The following is a 16,845-nucleotide window of genomic DNA, read 5'->3' on the forward strand; positions in this document are numbered from 1 at the left end:
CCCAAAGCCGCCTCGTATGAAACCGTCTAATATCCTCGACACGGCCGGTTCGGCGCCTCGTGAGCCCGCTTGACCGCGCCCGCGACCGGCATGGTAACCTGATCCCCTCATGAGCCAGAATTCATCCGTATCGAGACCGGCAAAGAAGCGCCCCACCAAAAAGCGTCCAGTGGTTGGCATTCCCTGCGACGTGAAGATGCTCGGGCCCCATCCGTTCCACGCCGTCGGCGAAAAATACATCGCCGCCGTGGACAGCGCCGCCGGCTGCCAGCCCGTGCTGCTGCCCCTTCCGCGCGCGCCGCTGGACGGGGAGGTGGATCTCGACGAAATCTTCGCGCTCTGCGACGGCATCTTCCTGCCCGGGTCGCATTCCAACGTGCACCCCTCGCATTATGACGGGGCCGAGCCGCGCGAAGGCGTGTTGCTGGACCCGCAGCGCGACGCGCTGACGCTCTCGCTCATCCGCGCCTGCGTGGAAAGGGCGGTGCCGCTTTTCGTGGTCTGCCGGGGCTTTCAGGAACTCAACGTCGCCTATGGCGGGACGCTTTTCCAGCACCTGGAAGAGAGCGAGGCCGAGAAAGGCTACGCGCCGCGCTTCGATCATCGCGAGAACAAGGACGCGCCGCTCGACGAACAATATGGACCGGCGCACAAGGTCGCGCTGGAAGAGGGCGGCGCCTTCGAGCGCATTCTCGGCACGACCGAGATCGAGGTGAATTCCCTGCACGGCCAGGGCGTGAACCGCGTGGGCGAGGGCCTTCTGGTCGAGGGCCGCGCGCCCGACGGGGCGGTCGAGGCGATGCGCGTCGCCGGCGCGAAGGCATTCGCCATGGGCGTCCAGTGGCACCCCGAATGGCACTATTGGGACAATCCCGTATCGCAGGCGCTCTTCGGCGCCTTCGGCGATGCGGTGCGCGAGGCCGCGGGCATCGTTCCCGAGCCTCCCCGGACCGGAATTTCCGGGCCCGACGAAAATCACGGCAGTCATCCGGGGGACGCCGCAAAGGAAAATCAGGTGTCGTATGGCGGCCAGCAACAACAGCAAGCCGGAAACACGCGAAGAACTGATCAAGTGGCTTAAGGACCACCGGATCACGGAAGTCGAATGCATGGTGTCGGATATGGCCGGCATCGCCCGCGGCAAGATCCTTCCCACCCGCAAATTCGTCGCCAGCCTCGAAGACCGCACGCTGCGCCTGCCGGAATCGATTTTCGGCCAGACCGTGACCGGCGACTATATCGACAGCGACGTGCTGGACGATCTGGAACCCGACATCACGCTCGATCCGGACCCGAAGACCGTGCGCGTCGTGCCCTGGTATGACGAACCGACGGCGCAGATCATCTGCGATGCGAATTACAAGGATCAGACGCCGGTCCTCATCGCGCCGCGCAATGTGCTGAGAGGCATCCTCGATCTTTACGAGGAACGCGGCTGGAAGCCCGTCTGCGCGCCGGAGGTGGAGTTTTTTCTCGCCGCCAAGAATATCGACCCGGACTATCCGCTGGAGCCGCCCATCGGCGCCAATGGTCGGCAGGAAAGCGCGCGCCAGTCCTACGGCATCGACGCGGTGAACGAGTTCGATCCGATCTTCGAGGACATGTACGATTTCTGCGAGGCGCAGGATCTCGACATCGATACGCTGATCCACGAATCCGGCGCCGCCCAGGTCGAGATCAATTTCGATCATGGCGACCCGCTGGAAATTGCCGACCAGGCCTTTCTCTTCAAGCGCACCATGCGCCAGGCGGCGCTGCGCCACGGTATCTATGCGACCTTCATGGCCAAGCCCTATGAGGGCGAGCCGGGCAGCGCCATGCACATCCACACCTCGATCGTGGATGCGGAAAAGGGCGACAATCTTTTCGCGAGCAAGCAGGGGAGGGACACGCGGCTCTTCCTTTCCTTCATCGCGGGCCTGCAGAAATATCTGCCTGCCGCCATGCCGCTCATCGCACCCAATGTGAATTCCTACCGCCGCATCGTGAAAGACCTCGCCGCCCCCATCAACACGCATTGGGGCCACGAAAACCGCACGGTCGGCTTGCGCATTCCCGATGCCAAACGTGTCGGACGCCGGGTCGAAAACCGCGTGCCGGGTGCCGACGCCAACCCCTATCTCGCCATCGCGGTAACGCTGGCCTGCGGCTATCTCGGCATGGTGAACGAGCTGACGCCCACCCGCGAAATGAAGGGCAATGCCTATGAATCGAAGCGCTATGCACTGCCGCGCCATCTGCTCGACGCGCTCGACCATCTGCGCACCGCAACCGAGTTGCGCGAAGTCCTCGGCCAGCGTTTCTCGCAGGTCTATATGGATGTGAAGAACACCGAACACGAAGCCTATCAGCAGGTCATCTCCGCCTGGGAGCGCGAGCATCTGCTGCTGAATGTGTGAGGCATCGAGGCGCTGAGAGGGTGAGACTCGCACCCTCGAAGCGCTTCGGATAAAATCAGATTTATGAACAAGCACCTGCGCGACTGGTTATGGCTACCACTATGGGCGATCAGCGTCGGGTTGATCTTGTTCGTCCGTACGGATTCGGTGTGGCTGAGAGCGCTGATGATCGCCCCGCTATTTGCTGCGGTGATGCTGCAGCTAATGGCGAAATTCAGGAGCTTGTTTTCCGATGCTTAGAAGCCCCCGCGGAGAGAAGCGCCCAGCCGAAGTGATCGGCTTCATGCCCAAGCGCGACCTGCTGATCCTGTGCGCCCGCATCGGCTACAACCCCTAGGCCTGCTCCGTCGCGCGGGGAAACGTCCGCGCGTTCTTTTCCGCTGATTTCTTATTCTCTTCGGACCCGGAGCCACTTCATGTCTCAAGCTGCCCCTTCCAACCAGACCAAACGCTGGCAGGAAATCGACGCCCGCCACCACCTGCATCCCTTCACTACCCATGCCGATCTCGCCGAGAAGGGCGCGCGCGTCATCACCCGCGCCGAAGGCGTCTATCTCTACGATTCCGAAGGCAAACGCCTGATCGACGGCATGGCCGGCCTGTGGTGCGTGCAGGTGGGCTATGGCCGCGAGGAACTGGCCGAGGCCGGCTACAAGGCGCTGAAGGAGCTGCCCTACTACAACGCCTTCTTCCAGACCACGACGCCCTATGTCGCCGAGCTTTCCGAAAAGCTCGCCGAGGTCACGCCCAAAGGCATCGACCGCTTCTTCTTCGCCAATTCCGGCTCGGAAGGAAACGACAGCGCCGTGAAGGCGATCCGCTATTTCTGGAACCTCGAAGGCAAGCCATCGAAGAAGATCTTCATCGCCCGCAAAAAGGCCTATCACGGCGTCACCATGGCCGCGGCCTCGCTCTCGGGCCTCACCTCCATGCACCCGCAGGCCGACCTGCCGCTGCCGGGCTTCGTCCATGTTGACTGCCCGGACTGGTTCGCCGAAGGCGGCGACATGACGCCGGAGGAATACGGCCTCAAGACCGCGAAGAGCCTCGAGGACAAGATCCTCGAACTCGGTGCGGAAAACGTGGCGGCCTTCGTCGCCGAACCCGTGCAGGGCGCGGGCGGCCTCATCATCCCGCCGAAGGGCTATTGGGAAGAGATCCAGCGCATCTGCCGCAAATACGACATCCTGCTGCATGTCGACGAAGTGATCTGCGGCTTCGGACGCACCGGCAACTGGTTCGGCTCCGACACCTTCGGCATCGAGCCCGACATGATCAACATGGCCAAGGGGCTCTCGTCCGGCTACCAGCCCATCGCGGCGCTGGGCTTCGGCGAGCGCGTCGGCAACACGCTCTTCAACTCGCCGCAGGAATGGTCCCACGGCTTCACCTATTCCGGCCATCCGGTCTGCGCGGCGGTGGCGCTGGCCAATCTCGAGCTGATCCAGCGCGAAAAGCTGGTGGAGAAGGCGGGCGGCGACACCGGCGCCTATTTCCAGAAGAAGCTCGCGGAACTCGCCGACCACCCGCTGGTGGGCGAAACGCGCGGCGTCGGCATGCTGGGCGCCATCGAACTGGTGCAGGACAAGGCGGCCCGCGCCAAATTCCCCGGCGACATGGATGTCGGCGGCCAGTGCCGCAATCACTGCTTCCGCGAGGGCCTCATCATGCGCGCCATCGGCGACACCATGGTGCTGAGCCCGCCGCTGGTCATTTCGCAGGCCGAGATCGACGAGCTTTTCGAGCTGGCCCGCCGCTGCATCGACCTGACCGCAAAGGATCTCGGCGTCCTCTAGGACCCGGAAAACCGCAAAAACCCCCGGCGGACCTTTCCATCCGCCGGGGCAAACATTCCGAAACCTTTGCCCGGCATTCTCGTGCACGAGACCGAACCGCCCGCCGCCCCGAAACCGGGCAGCGGAACCGGACGGCGAACCGCGAACGGGGTGACGTGAATGACGGAAATTTCCACTCAGGACGCCGCGTCCATGCGGTTCCGGGAAAAATTTCTATTCGTCGTCGCCGTGCTGCTGGCCCTGCTCCTCGCCATGGCGATCGGCCGCCAGACAACGGTCGAGACCGGGTACAGCAACAGCTATGCCGCGCTGGCGGACGGGTTTCTGCAGGGCCGTCTCGATGTCGACAAATGTTTCGACAGCGATTGCGCGAAATTCGACGGCAAACGCTACATCGTCTTTCCCCCCGTGCCCGCCATCGTCGCCATGCCCTTCGTGGCCGCTTTCGGACCTGGCTTCCATCACTTCATGATCATCGGCGTCGTCGCGCTCGCCGCCTCGCTCTGGCTCTGGTGGCGCATTCTCGAAGCCATGGAGGTCCGCCGCGAAACCGCGCTCTGGCTGCTGCTCGCCCTCACTTTTGCAAGCCCGCTTTTCTACGTCACGCTGCGCGCCGACAAGGTCTGGTTCTTCGCGCACAGTATCGACTTCCTGCTGGTCTCCGCGGCGCTGCATGAAGTCTTGCGGGGGATGAGCCTCGTTCGCGCGGGCATCTTCATCGGCGCGGCCTTTCTCTGCCGCCAGATGTCGATCCTGCTCGTGCCGTTCCTCTTCGCGCTGTCGCTGACACCGCGGGAGCCGCTCATCTCATTCGGCAAGGCGCATATCGTCCGCGCGCTGAAACTCGGCCTGCCGGTCGCCGGGGCCATCGCCGTCTACCTGACCTATAACTGGCTGCGCTTCGGCGATCCGATGCAGACGGGCTATGCCTATATCGCCGCGCCCGATCTCGATCACTGGTCGCTCATCAACTACCGGCTGACGCATATCGGGCTCTTTTCGAAAGACTATGTGCCTTTCAACGCGGTCTATCTGTTTTTGCAGGGCTTCCACGTCCAGTGGGGCGGACCGGACTTCCTGGATATCGTCGCCTTCGATCCGATGGGCACCTCGATCATAGCGGCGAGCCCCTTCGTCCTGCTGGCGATCTTCGCCCCGGCCACGCGGCCGGTCGTCGTCGGCGCGCTCTGCGCCGCGCTGATCGCCGGGATCACGCTCTTCTATCACGGCAACGGCTACTCCCAGTACAACACCCAGCGCTTCACGCTGGACTGGATGCCGGTCATGTTTTTCGCCCTGGCGCTCGCAGTGAAAGAGCCGATCCGGCCCGTTTTCGGGCTGCTGGCGACCTATGGGATCGTGCTCAATGTCGCCGCCATCGCGGTTCTGGCGATTTTGCCGTCCTGACGCTAAAACGGCGAATACCCGAGTTTTGCGCTGCGGATGGTGCCCGGCTGCCGCCCTATCGCCCGGGCCGGTGCCTGATGCCGCACCTGCCTATCCAATAAGCTATTGATTATTAATATATTTTCATGCTGTCGAATCGTTAACCCAAAATTACCGATTACCCATAAATCCCCATTGAAACGCTCGGGCTTCAAGCCTAAATACTCTCTACAAGGCCGGGACATCGAAAATCGCGTCTGGCAAAGCCCCCCGATGCCTCTCGCGAAAGTCCCGACCAAGGCGCCGGCTTCCCCTCCCGGCGCCCCCGCGCAAGAAGATGCGCGGTAGCGCCCCGTCTCCCCCCGGCGGGGCGCTACTTTTATGCGCCCGCCGTCTTTTTTCATCGGTTTGGGGGCGCTACTTTTATGCCCGCGCCGACCTCCTCCCGCTTTCCGCTCCCCGCCACGATCTGTATAAGCGGGACCATGTCCGACGACTTCTACTCCAACGACAATGAGCCTCAGGGCCAGACCTTCACCATTTCGGACGCCGAACTGGAGGCGCTGGAATCCGAGCTGCCGGTCCTGGCGGGCCTCAGGCGCTTTGCCGAAGAAGCCGTAAGCCTGCCCTGGTTCTCCGATCTCGGCCGCCCGCTCGACAAGGAAACGCGGGCGCTGGCACGCTCCTATCTCGACGGGCTCGGTTTTCCCGACGCCGAGGTCGCTCGCATCCGCAACTGGGAGGAAGCCGCCGACGCGGCCATGACCCTCGACATCGAGCCCCTTCAGTGGGAGGCCGAGGAAGGCCTGCGGGCCGCGCTCGCGGCGGAGGCCGTCGAGCGCGTCAGCGAACAGGGGCTTTCCATCGCCATGACGCATGTCAGCGCGCTTTTGGGCCAGCGCATGCGCCAGGCCGTCGGCGACGCCGCGCATTTCTGGGACATAAGCGACGAGGGGCTGTTGAACGCCGCCGCGGGCGCCGCGCTGCAATCCGCCCATAATGCCGCGCTGGCGCTCATCGCGGAGGAGGAGCACGATCACCCCTTCCGCCGCAAATTCACGCTTTTCGCGCGCGGACGCTGGCCCATCGGCATTGCCGGGCTTACGCTCAACCTCTTCTGAAACGCCCACCCATTTCGAAAAACGGAGCCAGTCGCCCGTGGAGTTCAAACTCGCTACTTGGAATATCAATTCCGTCCGCCTGCGGATCAACCATGTCGAGAAGCTGCTGGCCGAACATGCCCCCGACGTGCTGTGCCTGCAGGAAATCAAATGCACCGACGACAACTTCCCCTACAAGGCGCTGAAAAAGGCCGGCTATGAACACATGGCCGTTTGCGGCCAGAAGGGCTATCACGGCGTCGCCACGGTGAGCCGCATTCCCTTCACGGCGACGAGTTCGCGCGAATTCTGCGAAATGGGCGACAGCCGCCACGTTTCGGTCGATCTCGATGTGCCGGGCGGCCTGCGGATCCACAATTACTACGTGCCCGCCGGCGGCGACGAGCCGGACCCGGACAAGAACGAGAAATTCGCCCACAAGCTCAACTTCATGGGCGAGATGCGGGACTGGTACAAGGGCCACCGCAACAAATCCAAAGCCCGCATGGTGCTGGTGGGCGACCTCAACGTCGCACCGCTGGAACACGATGTCTGGTCCCACAAGCAATTGCTGAAAGTCGTCAGCCACACCCCCGTCGAGGTCGATCTGCTGAACGAGGTCATCGCCTCGCATAACTGGGTGGACGTCATGCGCCGGTTCGTGCCCGAGCACGAAAAGCTCTATTCCTGGTGGAGCTATCGCGCCAAGGACTGGGAAGCGTCCGACCGGGGTCGCCGCCTCGACCATATCTGGGTCACACCGGCTCTCGCCGACGCGCCGACATCCATGCAGGTTCTGAAAGAAGCGAGAGGATGGGAGCGGGCCTCCGATCATGCGCCGGTAATCGCGACGCTGCGGCTCTAGGCTGTGGGGCAGCCCTTATTATAGGGGGTGCCGCCTCGGTGCCCGCTCCTGGGGTTCCTCACGTCCAGCCGGTTTTTGACGCCAAATAGGGGGAAAGCGCCACCCGGTTCTTATTAGGGTGAGGCCCCTAAAGTAGGGTATCTGCCCTAGACGCGCAAGCCCGGATTTTGGCCGGTTTCCGCTAGTGACAAGTTTGTGAATTGGCGCCGAAACTGGCACAAATAAGGGAGGCGCCGGGCTTTCGGCCGCTCGCGGTGCGACCCGCACCGGATGCAATGCGGAAAACAAAAGCAAGAAACCCCATGGCACCCAAGACCAAGGACCGAATTGTTTCCAACAGCCTGAAGCTCTTCAACGAGCTGGGCTATGACGCGGTCACCACGGCGCGGATCGCAGAGGATGTCGGCATCTCGGAAGGCAATCTCTGGTACCACTTCCGCACCAAGCGCGACCTCGTGCGCGCGCACCAGCTAGCGCTCTTCGCCCAGATCGACCAGCGCAACGCGATCGACAGCACGCCCGAAACCGTCCTGGAAGACTATGCGCGCTATAATCGCGTGATGTTCGAGGAGGTCTGGACCTATCAGTATCTCTATCGCGACCAGGCGGAGTACGGCAGCGCAGCGCCGGATCTCGAAAGCCGCATCTCGGGCATCTACGACATGACCACCCGGGCGGTGATCGGCTTTCTGCACGACATGATCGAGGCCGGGCATCTCACCCTGCCGGAAGACGAGCTGGTGCCGCTGGCCGACAATGTCTGGATGGTGGTGCGCTACTGGCCGAGTTTCCTGCGCGAAACGCGCAACGTCCTGAAGCTCGACAAGCCCGCGCTCAATGCCGGCATCCGCCACCATTTCGCGCTGTTCGAAACGCATCTGAGCCCGCAGGCACGGGACTTCTTTGAAAAGAACGGCTACGCCTGAGACGCCTTTTCCGTCTCTCCGGTCTTTTTTTCCTTCCGCTTCAGCGTCACGAAAGTCGCCGTGGAACTTGCCGTCGCCAGCAGCGTCCCGTCCGGCGCATAAAGTTCGCCTTCCACGAAACCGACCGACTTGCCCTTCTTGATGACGCGCCCCTTGCCATAGATGCGGCCCGGCCGCGCGGCGTTGAGCATGGAAACCTTGAGCTCCAGCGTCGGGCTGATCTGGCCCCATTCAAGGTCGAGGCCGACCGCGAGGCTCATCACATCATCCAGCATGGCCGCGACCATGCCGCCCTGAATGCCGCCCCAGAGATTGCAGAGCTGCTCGCCCGCCTCGAACAGCACGTCGACGGTCAGCGCCTCCCGGCTGACATCGATGATATGGAGCCCCAGATACTCGCTTGCCGGCGCCCGGCGCTTGTAGAGCGCCTGAATGTTCGGCGGCCAGTCGGCCCTGGGCTCTCCGGCCGGCTCGCCCCATTGCGGCGCATCACTTGTCGTCATCGGGACCACTCCCCTCCCCTTGTTCTTCTTCCGCCATCCGCCTCGCGCGGGGGACCGGCCTCGCCGATCCCAGCCGCGCCTTCAGGCGCCATAGATCGTCCTGCAATTCGTCCAGCCGGTCGGCCATATGCGCCGTGACGAGCTGTCCCATCTCCGGAAATTCCGAAATGAGCCTGTGAAACGTGTCGCGCCGCAGCCGGACCGCCTGAAGCGCGCTCACCGCGCGGATCGTCGCCTCCCAGGATCTGGGCTCGATCAGGGCCGTTTCGCCGATGAGGTCTCCGCTGTCAAGCCTGAGCGCGCGGCGCTCGCCCTGCTCGTCGAGAAACATCACCGCTTCGCCTTCCAGCACCAGCAAGGCGCCGTCGGCGGGCGTCCCGGCCTCGCAAACGGTCGCACCCGGCGCATAGGAAAGCGCTTCGGCGGAAAAGGCGATCACTTCCAGCCGCACCCTGTCGAAACGGGAAAACAGCGCGTGACGCCTCAGCTTGCTGACGATGGTCTCCAGGCTCATGGAGCGAGCATAAAGCGTCGCACCGGAATGTGGATACCGGTTTTCCGCCGCGCCGTTTGCGCTCCGGCGGGGGCCCCGCTAAGAAAGCGGGAGCGATTTCGGCCCCGACAGCACGGACCCTGCACAGTGCCAGAGAAAAACGACGACCAGATCCGGTGGGACTGGCCCCGGCCCTACATCCATGAGGTGGAGGTGCAGCCCCAGCACATCGACGATTTTCAGCACACGAACAATGTCGTCTATCTGACCTGGATGGCCAAGACCGCCTGGGAGCATTCCAAGGCGCTGGGGCTCGACTTCGACGCCTATGCCTCGCTCAATCGCGGCATGGTGGTCCGCCGCCACGAACTCGAATATCTGGGCGCAAGCCATGAAGGCGACCGGATATGGATCGCGACATGGATTACGGGAAACGATGGCAAGATCCGCTTGCGCCGCCGCTTCCAGATGGTCCATGCGGAAACCGGCAAGACGCTGCTGCGCGGGGTGACCGATTTCGTCTGCATCAATATCGAAACGGGCCGCCCGACCCGCATGCCGGAAAACTTCGTCGTAACCTATGCGCTGACGGTGGACGAGGTGTCGCGCGAAGCCTTCTGAGCGCCCTTGCGGACCGCCCCATGCGGCGAATTGCCATCTGCACATTGGAAGCAGAAAAAGTCATTTACTCGGAAGCACCCGATCACCCGGTTTTCCGAAAGGCCCGTGAGTAATGGACCGTCCCGACGCTCTGACCCTGTTCTGCATCAATCTTCTGCTGGCGCTGATGATCGCCGTCTATTTCTTCGGCGCGAGCGCGCTGGTCGTCTTCGCGCTGATCGCCACGCCCATCGCGCTCGGCATCATCGTCACCCTGTCGCTGACGGTTTCGGCCTGACCGGGCAACGGAGCGCCCTCAGGGCATCAGCCGATAACCGCCGGTTTCGGTCACGAGAATTTCAGCGCTCGACGGATCCTTCTCGATCTTCTGGCGCAGGCGATAGATATGGGTTTCGAGCGTGTGGGTAGTGACGCCTGAATTATAGCCCCACACTTCCGCGAGCAGCGTATCGCGCCCGACCGTTTTCGAGCCCGCGCGGTAAAGAAACTTCAGGATTGCGGTTTCCTTCTCCGTCAGCCGGACCTTTTTCCCGTTTTCGTCCAGAAGCGTCTTGGCGCTGGGCCGGAAGCTGTAGGGGCCGATGGTGAAGACGGCATCCTCGCTCTGTTCGTGACTGCGCAGATGCGCCCGGATGCGCGCCAGCAAAACGCCGAAGCGGAAAGGCTTCGTCACATAATCATTGGCCCCGGCATCGAGCCCCAGGATCGTGTCGGAATCGGTGTCGGCGCCGGTCAGCATGATGATCGGCACATTGATCCCCGCCCTTCGCATCAGGCGGCAAAGCTCGCGGCCATCCATATCCGGCAGGCCGACATCGAGCAGCACGAGATCGAAATGCCCTTCCTTGGCCAGCGCCAGCCCCGCCGCGGCCGTCGCCGCCTCGGCGCAGGAAAACTCCTCGTAAAGCTCCATCTGCTCGATCAGCGATCCACGCAGCACATCGTCATCGTCGACGATCAGGATTTTCTTTGTCGCGCTCATCTTCGCCCGCGTGTCAGAGGGAATAGCCGAACCGCTCGATATGCGGCTTGAGAAGCGGCAGGGCCGGCTCCAGATATTTCTCGTAGCGCCGCCAGCGTTCCGCCGCGCGGTTATAGATCGGTTCCGTCACCTGCGCATAGGAGGGTGTGCGGATGCTGCCGCGCTGGCGCGCATGCGCCGCCGGATCGGACACCGCCTCATCCCAGCCGAGCCCGATAAATTCGAGCGCCGGTTCCACCTCGCCGCGAAGATCCGTAATCAGATTTTCATAGCGCACTTCCTGAACCTCGATCGGCAGCACCTCGCGATACCGGCCCCAAAGCCTCATCACCTTGTCATAGAGGCGCGCGCCGCGTTCGATCGAACCGAAATTGAGCATGGAGGCGTTGGGCACGAAATCCTGCATGAAACAGGACAGTACGCAGGCCGCGGGATGACGCAGCGCGAAGATGAATTTGGCATCCGGAAACACACGGTGGATGAGCCCCGCATGCACCAGATCGAGCGGCATCTTGTCGACCACAACATGCCGCGTGAAATCGACACCGTGTCTTTCCGCCTCTTCGTAATAGAGATCGGAAAGCCGGTCGCGTTCCTTCTCGCTCAGCGAAGCAAGCGATCCGGGATAGCCGGCCTTCTTCGCGCGCAGGTTTTCCACCAGCGCCACAAGCGTGGGCCGTTCCTCCAGCGCCTGCACATCGGGATGCGCGTCGAAAATCTGGTCGAGCAGCGTCGTCCCCGAGCGGGGAAAGCCGACGAGAAACACCGGCGCCGCGCGATGCGCGGCTCGTTTGCCCGAGCCGGGAACGGGCGACCATGACGCCACGAATTCCGGCGTGAAGGCATCATGCAGCCCATCGACCTGCCGGACATAGGATTCCGGATCGATCCCGACCGTCTTGCCGAACTCCTCGCTCGCCTTGTTCTGCCTGGAAAACCATTCGACCGCGGCATCCGCATCGCCCAGATCGTCGCAGACGAGCCCCAGCTCCGCATAGAGTGCCCGGCGGTTGTCGGCCTCGAACTGGCTGAAATCGGCAGCCTCCAGCCGGGACCGGATTTCCCGGAGCCTCTCCGTATCCTTGCGGAATTTGCGCCGCGACGCCTTGGCCCAGCTCTTGAGCGCGGTTGCATTCGCTTCGCCGCTTGCCAGCGCCCGTTCCGTCCATTCGATGGCGAGATCGAGCTCGGACAGGCGCTCATGCACCATGCCGATGAAGGCGGTAAGCTCGGCCGGCGGCGGGTCGAGCCGCGCCAGCGCGATGTCGCACAGCTCCAGCGCCTTGCGAAACCGGCCCGCATCCACCGAAGACTGCGCCGCCCGCAGATAGGCCGAAAGACGTTGCGGATCGATCTCGATGGCCTTCGTGAAATCGGCCAGCGCGGCGTCATGGTCGAAACAAAGCTGATTGAGAATACCGCGTTCCAGACAAGCGTCCTGATTGCGCGGATCGAGTTTCAGCGCCTCGTCATAGGCCTTTTCGGCCAGCGAATATTTCTGCTGCGCGCGCCGGGCATTGCCGAGATTGATCCAGAGCGAGGCGGGCACGGGCGTCTTCTTTTTCCGCGCCGCATCCAGCGCCTGCCGGATGAATTTCTCCCCGTCCGCAGCCTTGCCCGTCTCATAGAGAATGAGCCCGAGAAGGTGCAGCGCATCGGGGTATTCCGGATCGGCTTTCAGGATACGCTGCGCCATCTCCGCGGCCTCGTGCATCCGGCCCTGTCCGTAAAGTGCCGCCGCCTGCTGGATCGCCATGAGAAGCTGTTGCGGATTGGCCCGTGGCGCCTGTGCGGGTCGCGGCGCAAAGCCCGCCGTCCCCCCGGCCGCGCCCGGCAAGGGCACGGTTCCACCGCCAAAGCCTGCCGGGCCGGGCCCGCCGGCCCTCGCCTGCCCCGGCCGGCCGGCGGGAAGCCCCGGAAGTGTTTTGGACGGAGGTTTTGCCATGTCTTCGTTACCCTTTTCGCCGTTCGTCTCGCCAATCTGCCACAGCCCGCCACGGCGCCAAAGCATTGCGCCCCGCGACCGGGTGAATGGGCAAGATCGAACGCCGACCCGGCAAATACTGCCCTGCGCGGCACACGCACAATTCACAATCGCTTGAATATACGGGAATTTCCCTGCGTTCGGCCATTGGCCCGCCTATTGCGTGGAAACGGGCAACCATTCCGAATCCGCAAGAGCGCACCGCGCATGACCGATTTTTCCGCCGCCGCCGTCAGGCCCGATTTCCACCCGCGCGCGGGCAAGCACAATATGGCCTCCCGCGCCTTCGAGGCGCTCCGCACGCAGCGGGACGCGGCGGGCGACACGCGCATGGCGGATAGCGGGCAGCCCCTCGGCTTCGGCGATCTTCTCGACATCGCCAACCCGCTGCAGCACATCCCGGTCGTGTCCGAAATCTACCGATCGTTGACCGGCGACAGCATCTCCGGCAGCGCGCAGGTCGTGGGCGATGCGCTTTACGGCGGTCCGCTCGGCCTCGTATCCGGTATCTTCTCCAGCGCCATTCAGACCGCCGAGGGCCGCTCGCCGGGCCGGGCGCTCGTCGCGGCGCTGGGCGGCGAAACGGACGCCGCGCAAAACCCGGCACCGGCGGAAGATCGCACCGACCGACAGGAAATCGCCACCGCCTACCGCCTCGGCACACCCTGGCGCGACACCGCCCCGGAGCCGGCAAAGCCCGTACAGCAGACCGCCGCCCGGACCGGCAACCCATCGATCCCGCAGCTGAGCCCGGCAGGCTTCAACGCAATCCTTGCCGCCTTTGGCGACGACACCGCGACCGCCGGAACAGCCCGCGCAGAAACGGCCACGCCAAAATCCGCCGAACCCCGCCTGGCCGCTGCCGATCCGGCCCCGGTGCCGCCATCGGGGTTTGCCGCCGCCATGGCCAACGGCCTCGACAAATACCGCAGCATGATGGACATGCGCGAGCGGCAGGCGGCCACCCGATAGGATATGGCTTTGCGGCCCCGGAGCCCTTACTCTTGCGCCATGGACAGGCTCAGCGAAATCAGCGTAACGGCAAAGCCGGGTGCCCGGACGGGCCGCCTGACGGCGGGCGACCATACCTTCCCCTGCGCCATCGGCAGGACCGGACTTGCCGGGGAGAAACGCGAAGGCGATGGCGGCACGCCGATCGGCACCTTCCCCCTTCGTGAGCTGCGTTACCGGCAGGACCGCATGAGCGCACCCGACACCGGCCTGCCCCTGATCCCCATCGGACCGAAGGATGGCTGGTGCGACGCCTCCGCCGATCCCGCCTATAACCGGCCGGTGGATTTTCCCTATACCGCCAGCGCCGAGCAGATGTGGCGCGACGACCATCTCTACGACCTTGTGATCGTTGTCGGCTATAATGACGATCCGGTCGTGCCCGAAGCCGGCAGCGCGATCTTCGTTCATCAGGCGAAGGAAGAGAACGGCAAGCTTCAGCCGACGCAAGGCTGCGTCGCGTTGCGCCTCGACGACATGCTGGCGCTGCTGGCGCGTATCGACGACGAGACGATGATCTCGATTTCCGCCTAGAGCCGGTCCCTGCTGCCGAAAATGGCGCTGCCCACGCGCACATGCGTCGCCCCGCAGGCGATCGCGGTTTCGTAGTCGCCGCTCATGCCCATGGAAAGCTTCGCAAGCCCGTTACGCCGCGCGATCTTTTCCAGCAGCGCGAAATGCAGCGCCGGTTCTTCCTCGACCGGCGGAATGCACATCAGCCCGTCGATCTCGAGCTGCCATTCGCCCCGGCACGACGCGATGAAATCGTCGACCTCGGCAGGCCGCAGCCCGGCCTTCTGGTCTTCCTCGCCCGTATTCACCTGAACGAAAAGCCGGGGAAGCGACGCCCCCTTGTCGCGCTCGTTGACGAGCACCCGGGCAAGCTTTTCCCGGTCGAGCGTGTGCATGACGTCGAAAAGCGCCAGCGCATCCTTCACCTTGTTGGTCTGGAGCGGTCCGATGAGATGCAGCTCGACATCGGGAAAGCGCGTTTTGAGATCGGGCCATTTGCCCTGCGCTTCCTGAACCCGGTTCTCGCCGAAAACACGCTGCCCCGCGTCGAGGACGGGCAATATGGCTTGCGCATCGAACGTCTTGGAAACGGCGATCAGCGTCACCGACGACGGATCGCGCCCGGCCTCGCCGGCCGCCGCGGCGATTTTCCGCCGCACGCCGGCAAGCCGCGTCACCGCCGTTTCCTCTTTATGTTCCGCCTCGTTCCGTGTCATCTAGAGCCTCTCAATCGGGAGGTCGAAGCTAGTGCCGCAAGGCCCTGAAAACAAGGCATCGCCGCTCGCCCGCGCAGCGCGGCGCCTGAACGCGGACGGCGCGCCGGCGCTGATCGGCATGACCGATCCGGTCCGCCTGCCCGATCCGGAACGGGCGCTCGCCGCCCTGCCCCCGGGCAATATCCTGATCTGGCGCGCTTACGGCCAGCGCCTCGGCCGCGACGAGATACGCCATGTCGCGAGACTTGCCGAAAACCGCAATTGCCTTCTGTTGCTGGCAGGCCAGCCGCGCCTTGCCATTCACGCGCATGGCATGCACCTGCCCGAATACGCGCTAATCGATCCGTTGACGGATGGATACCTGATGGATCCGCAAGAACGAGGGCCCGGCTTCATCGTCACGGCGGCCGCCCATTCCCGATCCGCGATCCGCCGCGCGGCCCAGCGGGGCGTCGATGCCGTTTTGCTGTCGCCGGTCTTTCCCACGCAAAGCCATCCCGGCGCCGCGCATCTCGGCACGGTGCGCCTGGCCTCGCTCGCCCGACACGCCGCAGCCCTCGGCCTCGCCTCCTACGCCCTGGGCGGCGTATCGTCCCCCGCGGATATACGCCGCCTGAAAGGAACGGGCGTCACCGGCATCGCCGGGATCGGCTTTCTGCTCGACAAGTGAGCGTCAGGCATACTCTTCGGGAATATAACCGAAGCGCTTCATCTGGGTGCGATGATCGGAAATGATCCGGCGAACCTGGTCCTCGGTCAGCTCCTCGCGCCATTGGCCTGTCTGACCCTTTCGGAAAAATGCCTTGGCATGTTTCGGGCGCTCGACGAAACCTTCCTCTTCCTCAAGCCTCTTCAGCTTGTCGAATGAGGAGTTTGCAATCGCGCGGTCCAACCGCTCTTGCGGCGGATTCAGCCCGAGAAAATTCGCCACTTTCCCGAAAGCTTCATTTGGTTTTTCCACCATGTCTTCATAACGCAACACGAGAAGTTGTGGGCTGGCGTGTTTGGTCCAGCTTTCGACGTTGGCCGACCATGTATTGTATCGCTCGGGAACATGGTGATCGGTTTTTGCGACACCGCCATCGGCGCTATTCATGATCTCTATCGTTTCATCGATCGGACGATCGAAATGGTCCCGTGCGGAGAGAACGACGTCCAGCGGATTACGAACCATATAGATGGCGCCTGCGGTGACATTCAGATTGATAAGAGGGAGACCGAGCCAGTCCCCCATATAGTTATGCGTTTTGACAAAAACGGAGTCGGGGCTCGCGAATGTGAAATCAGCCTGAACCGCACTGCGTACCCTCATGACATCCTCAAGAGTAACCTGATCCCAAGGCTTCTGGAGGCGGCGGCGATAATGCGTCGACGTAACTTCACTGATGCAAAAACGCGTCAACTCGTCGAGGCTGACAGGTTCGTCCGTATTCATGAGCAAGTTGTGGAGAAAGGTCCGCATCCAGGTGTTCCCGGACTTGGGATAGGACGCAAGCCAGATCAGACCAGCCATTTATCGACCCTTCCGTTTCTTGTGAGGCGTACGAATT

The 16,845-nt window shown here is 63.2% G+C and carries 19 protein-coding genes; 13 read left to right on the forward strand and 6 right to left on the reverse strand.

The window, feature by feature from the left end; all coding sequences use genetic code 11:
* Positions 1-109 precede the first annotated feature (109 nt).
* The 8 genes from FHS78_RS17830 to FHS78_RS17865 all read left to right on the forward strand — a co-directional run bounded on the left by FHS78_RS17830 (position 110) and on the right by FHS78_RS17865 (position 8,472).
* Positions 110-1,081 (forward strand): gamma-glutamyl-gamma-aminobutyrate hydrolase family protein, encoded by a 972-nt coding sequence (locus tag FHS78_RS17830; RefSeq protein ID WP_246220582.1) that lies wholly within the window; start codon positions 110-112, stop codon positions 1,079-1,081.
* Positions 1,023-2,399, forward strand: a complete 1,377-nt coding sequence (locus FHS78_RS17835; RefSeq protein WP_167095729.1) for a glutamine synthetase family protein — start codon at positions 1,023-1,025, stop codon at positions 2,397-2,399. Before FHS78_RS17830 ends, FHS78_RS17835 begins: the two co-directional genes overlap by 59 nt.
* A 63-nt stretch (positions 2,400-2,462) precedes the next feature.
* Positions 2,463-2,639, forward strand: a complete 177-nt coding sequence (locus FHS78_RS17840; protein ID WP_167095730.1) for a hypothetical protein — start codon at positions 2,463-2,465, stop codon at positions 2,637-2,639.
* 176 nt (positions 2,640-2,815) lie between these two features.
* The gene (locus FHS78_RS17845; protein WP_167095731.1) at positions 2,816-4,195 is read left to right on the forward strand and encodes an aspartate aminotransferase family protein; all 1,380 of its coding nucleotides are present in this window, start codon (positions 2,816-2,818) and stop codon (positions 4,193-4,195) included.
* Positions 4,196-4,354: 159 nt separating this feature from the next.
* On the forward strand, positions 4,355-5,602 hold the full coding sequence (locus tag FHS78_RS17850) for a hypothetical protein (RefSeq protein WP_167095732.1): 1,248 nt from the start codon (positions 4,355-4,357) through the stop codon (positions 5,600-5,602).
* 464 nt (positions 5,603-6,066) lie between these two features.
* On the forward strand, positions 6,067-6,702 hold the full coding sequence (locus tag FHS78_RS19505) for a hypothetical protein (protein ID WP_246220583.1): 636 nt from the start codon (positions 6,067-6,069) through the stop codon (positions 6,700-6,702).
* A 37-nt stretch (positions 6,703-6,739) separates the two neighbouring features.
* Entirely contained in the window at positions 6,740-7,546 is an 807-nt protein-coding gene (locus tag FHS78_RS17860) for an exodeoxyribonuclease III (RefSeq protein ID WP_167095733.1), read from the forward strand.
* 302 nt (positions 7,547-7,848) lie between these two features.
* Entirely contained in the window at positions 7,849-8,472 is a 624-nt protein-coding gene (locus tag FHS78_RS17865) for a TetR/AcrR family transcriptional regulator (protein WP_167095734.1), read from the forward strand.
* Here the strand turns inward: FHS78_RS17865 and FHS78_RS17870 are convergent.
* Together FHS78_RS17870 and FHS78_RS17875 are read right to left on the reverse strand one after the other, a co-directional pair.
* Positions 8,463-8,975, reverse strand: a complete 513-nt coding sequence (locus FHS78_RS17870) for a PaaI family thioesterase (RefSeq protein ID WP_167095735.1) — start codon at positions 8,973-8,975, stop codon at positions 8,463-8,465. The two genes, FHS78_RS17865 and FHS78_RS17870, sit on opposite strands and share 10 nt — an antisense overlap.
* A complete protein-coding gene (locus FHS78_RS17875; RefSeq protein WP_167095736.1) occupies positions 8,962-9,489 on the reverse strand; it encodes a Crp/Fnr family transcriptional regulator in 528 nt (175 codons plus the stop codon). The genes FHS78_RS17870 and FHS78_RS17875 overlap by 14 nt, the downstream gene beginning before the upstream one ends.
* A 126-nt stretch (positions 9,490-9,615) precedes the next feature.
* Between FHS78_RS17875 and FHS78_RS19620 the strand changes: the two genes are divergently transcribed.
* Complete coding sequence (locus FHS78_RS19620; RefSeq protein WP_343042011.1) at positions 9,616-10,089, forward strand: acyl-CoA thioesterase; 474 nt, start codon at positions 9,616-9,618, stop codon at positions 10,087-10,089.
* A 112-nt stretch (positions 10,090-10,201) separates the two neighbouring features.
* The gene (locus tag FHS78_RS17885; protein WP_167095738.1) at positions 10,202-10,366 is read left to right on the forward strand and encodes a hypothetical protein; all 165 of its coding nucleotides are present in this window, start codon (positions 10,202-10,204) and stop codon (positions 10,364-10,366) included.
* A gap of 18 nt (positions 10,367-10,384) precedes the next feature.
* On the opposite strand, the gene FHS78_RS17890 is transcribed toward FHS78_RS17885, so the two are convergent.
* Together FHS78_RS17890 and FHS78_RS17895 are read right to left on the reverse strand one after the other, a co-directional pair.
* A complete protein-coding gene (locus FHS78_RS17890) occupies positions 10,385-11,071 on the reverse strand; it encodes a response regulator transcription factor (protein ID WP_167095739.1) in 687 nt (228 codons plus the stop codon).
* Between the two features lie 13 nt (positions 11,072-11,084).
* The gene (locus tag FHS78_RS17895) at positions 11,085-12,827 is read right to left on the reverse strand and encodes a tetratricopeptide repeat-containing sulfotransferase family protein (RefSeq protein ID WP_167095740.1); all 1,743 of its coding nucleotides are present in this window, start codon (positions 12,825-12,827) and stop codon (positions 11,085-11,087) included.
* A gap of 435 nt (positions 12,828-13,262) precedes the next feature.
* Between FHS78_RS17895 and FHS78_RS17900 the strand changes: the two genes are divergently transcribed.
* Both FHS78_RS17900 and FHS78_RS17905 read left to right on the forward strand, forming a co-directional pair.
* On the forward strand, positions 13,263-14,027 hold the full coding sequence (locus FHS78_RS17900) for a hypothetical protein (protein WP_167095741.1): 765 nt from the start codon (positions 13,263-13,265) through the stop codon (positions 14,025-14,027).
* A 39-nt stretch (positions 14,028-14,066) separates the two neighbouring features.
* Positions 14,067-14,600, forward strand: coding sequence for a L,D-transpeptidase family protein (locus FHS78_RS17905; RefSeq protein WP_167095742.1), 534 nt, complete (start codon positions 14,067-14,069; stop codon positions 14,598-14,600).
* Here FHS78_RS17905 and FHS78_RS17910 read toward each other — a convergent pair.
* Positions 14,597-15,295 carry a YggS family pyridoxal phosphate-dependent enzyme gene (locus tag FHS78_RS17910; protein ID WP_167095743.1) on the reverse strand — a complete coding sequence of 233 codons (699 nt, stop codon included), beginning with the start codon at positions 15,293-15,295 and terminating at the stop codon, positions 14,597-14,599. The two genes, FHS78_RS17905 and FHS78_RS17910, sit on opposite strands and share 4 nt — an antisense overlap.
* A 31-nt stretch (positions 15,296-15,326) precedes the next feature.
* Between FHS78_RS17910 and FHS78_RS17915 the strand changes: the two genes are divergently transcribed.
* Positions 15,327-15,965 (forward strand): thiamine phosphate synthase, encoded by a 639-nt coding sequence (locus tag FHS78_RS17915; RefSeq protein WP_167095744.1) that lies wholly within the window; start codon positions 15,327-15,329, stop codon positions 15,963-15,965.
* Between the two features lie 3 nt (positions 15,966-15,968).
* On the opposite strand, the gene FHS78_RS17920 is transcribed toward FHS78_RS17915, so the two are convergent.
* The gene (locus tag FHS78_RS17920; RefSeq protein ID WP_167095745.1) at positions 15,969-16,808 is read right to left on the reverse strand and encodes a sulfotransferase domain-containing protein; all 840 of its coding nucleotides are present in this window, start codon (positions 16,806-16,808) and stop codon (positions 15,969-15,971) included.
* Positions 16,809-16,845 lie beyond the last annotated feature (37 nt).

The organism is Parvibaculum indicum, assembly GCF_011762095.1.
GTDB lineage: Bacteria > Pseudomonadota > Alphaproteobacteria > Parvibaculales > Parvibaculaceae > Parvibaculum > Parvibaculum indicum.

Excerpts from the sequence above, each read along its gene's own strand:
- FHS78_RS17865 (WP_167095734.1), top strand. The coding sequence starts at position 7,849 with ATGGCACCCAAGACCAAGGACCGAATTGTTTCCAACAGCCTGAAGCTC.
- FHS78_RS17920 (WP_167095745.1), bottom strand. The coding sequence starts at position 16,808 with ATGGCTGGTCTGATCTGGCTTGCGTCCTATCCCAAGTCCGGGAACACC.
- FHS78_RS17890 (WP_167095739.1), bottom strand. The coding sequence starts at position 11,071 with ATGAGCGCGACAAAGAAAATCCTGATCGTCGACGATGACGATGTGCTG.
- FHS78_RS17905 (WP_167095742.1), top strand. The coding sequence starts at position 14,067 with ATGGACAGGCTCAGCGAAATCAGCGTAACGGCAAAGCCGGGTGCCCGG.
- FHS78_RS17830 (WP_246220582.1), top strand. The coding sequence starts at position 110 with ATGAGCCAGAATTCATCCGTATCGAGACCGGCAAAGAAGCGCCCCACC.
- FHS78_RS17885 (WP_167095738.1), top strand. The coding sequence starts at position 10,202 with ATGGACCGTCCCGACGCTCTGACCCTGTTCTGCATCAATCTTCTGCTG.
- FHS78_RS17870 (WP_167095735.1), bottom strand. The coding sequence starts at position 8,975 with ATGACGACAAGTGATGCGCCGCAATGGGGCGAGCCGGCCGGAGAGCCC.
- FHS78_RS17850 (WP_167095732.1), top strand. The coding sequence starts at position 4,355 with ATGACGGAAATTTCCACTCAGGACGCCGCGTCCATGCGGTTCCGGGAA.
- FHS78_RS17835 (WP_167095729.1), top strand. The coding sequence starts at position 1,023 with ATGGCGGCCAGCAACAACAGCAAGCCGGAAACACGCGAAGAACTGATC.
- FHS78_RS17840 (WP_167095730.1), top strand. The coding sequence starts at position 2,463 with ATGAACAAGCACCTGCGCGACTGGTTATGGCTACCACTATGGGCGATC.
- FHS78_RS17910 (WP_167095743.1), bottom strand. The coding sequence starts at position 15,295 with ATGACACGGAACGAGGCGGAACATAAAGAGGAAACGGCGGTGACGCGG.
- FHS78_RS17875 (WP_167095736.1), bottom strand. The coding sequence starts at position 9,489 with ATGAGCCTGGAGACCATCGTCAGCAAGCTGAGGCGTCACGCGCTGTTT.
- FHS78_RS17900 (WP_167095741.1), top strand. The coding sequence starts at position 13,263 with ATGACCGATTTTTCCGCCGCCGCCGTCAGGCCCGATTTCCACCCGCGC.
- FHS78_RS19505 (WP_246220583.1), top strand. The coding sequence starts at position 6,067 with ATGTCCGACGACTTCTACTCCAACGACAATGAGCCTCAGGGCCAGACC.
- FHS78_RS17895 (WP_167095740.1), bottom strand. The coding sequence starts at position 12,827 with ATGGCGATCCAGCAGGCGGCGGCACTTTACGGACAGGGCCGGATGCAC.
- FHS78_RS17845 (WP_167095731.1), top strand. The coding sequence starts at position 2,816 with ATGTCTCAAGCTGCCCCTTCCAACCAGACCAAACGCTGGCAGGAAATC.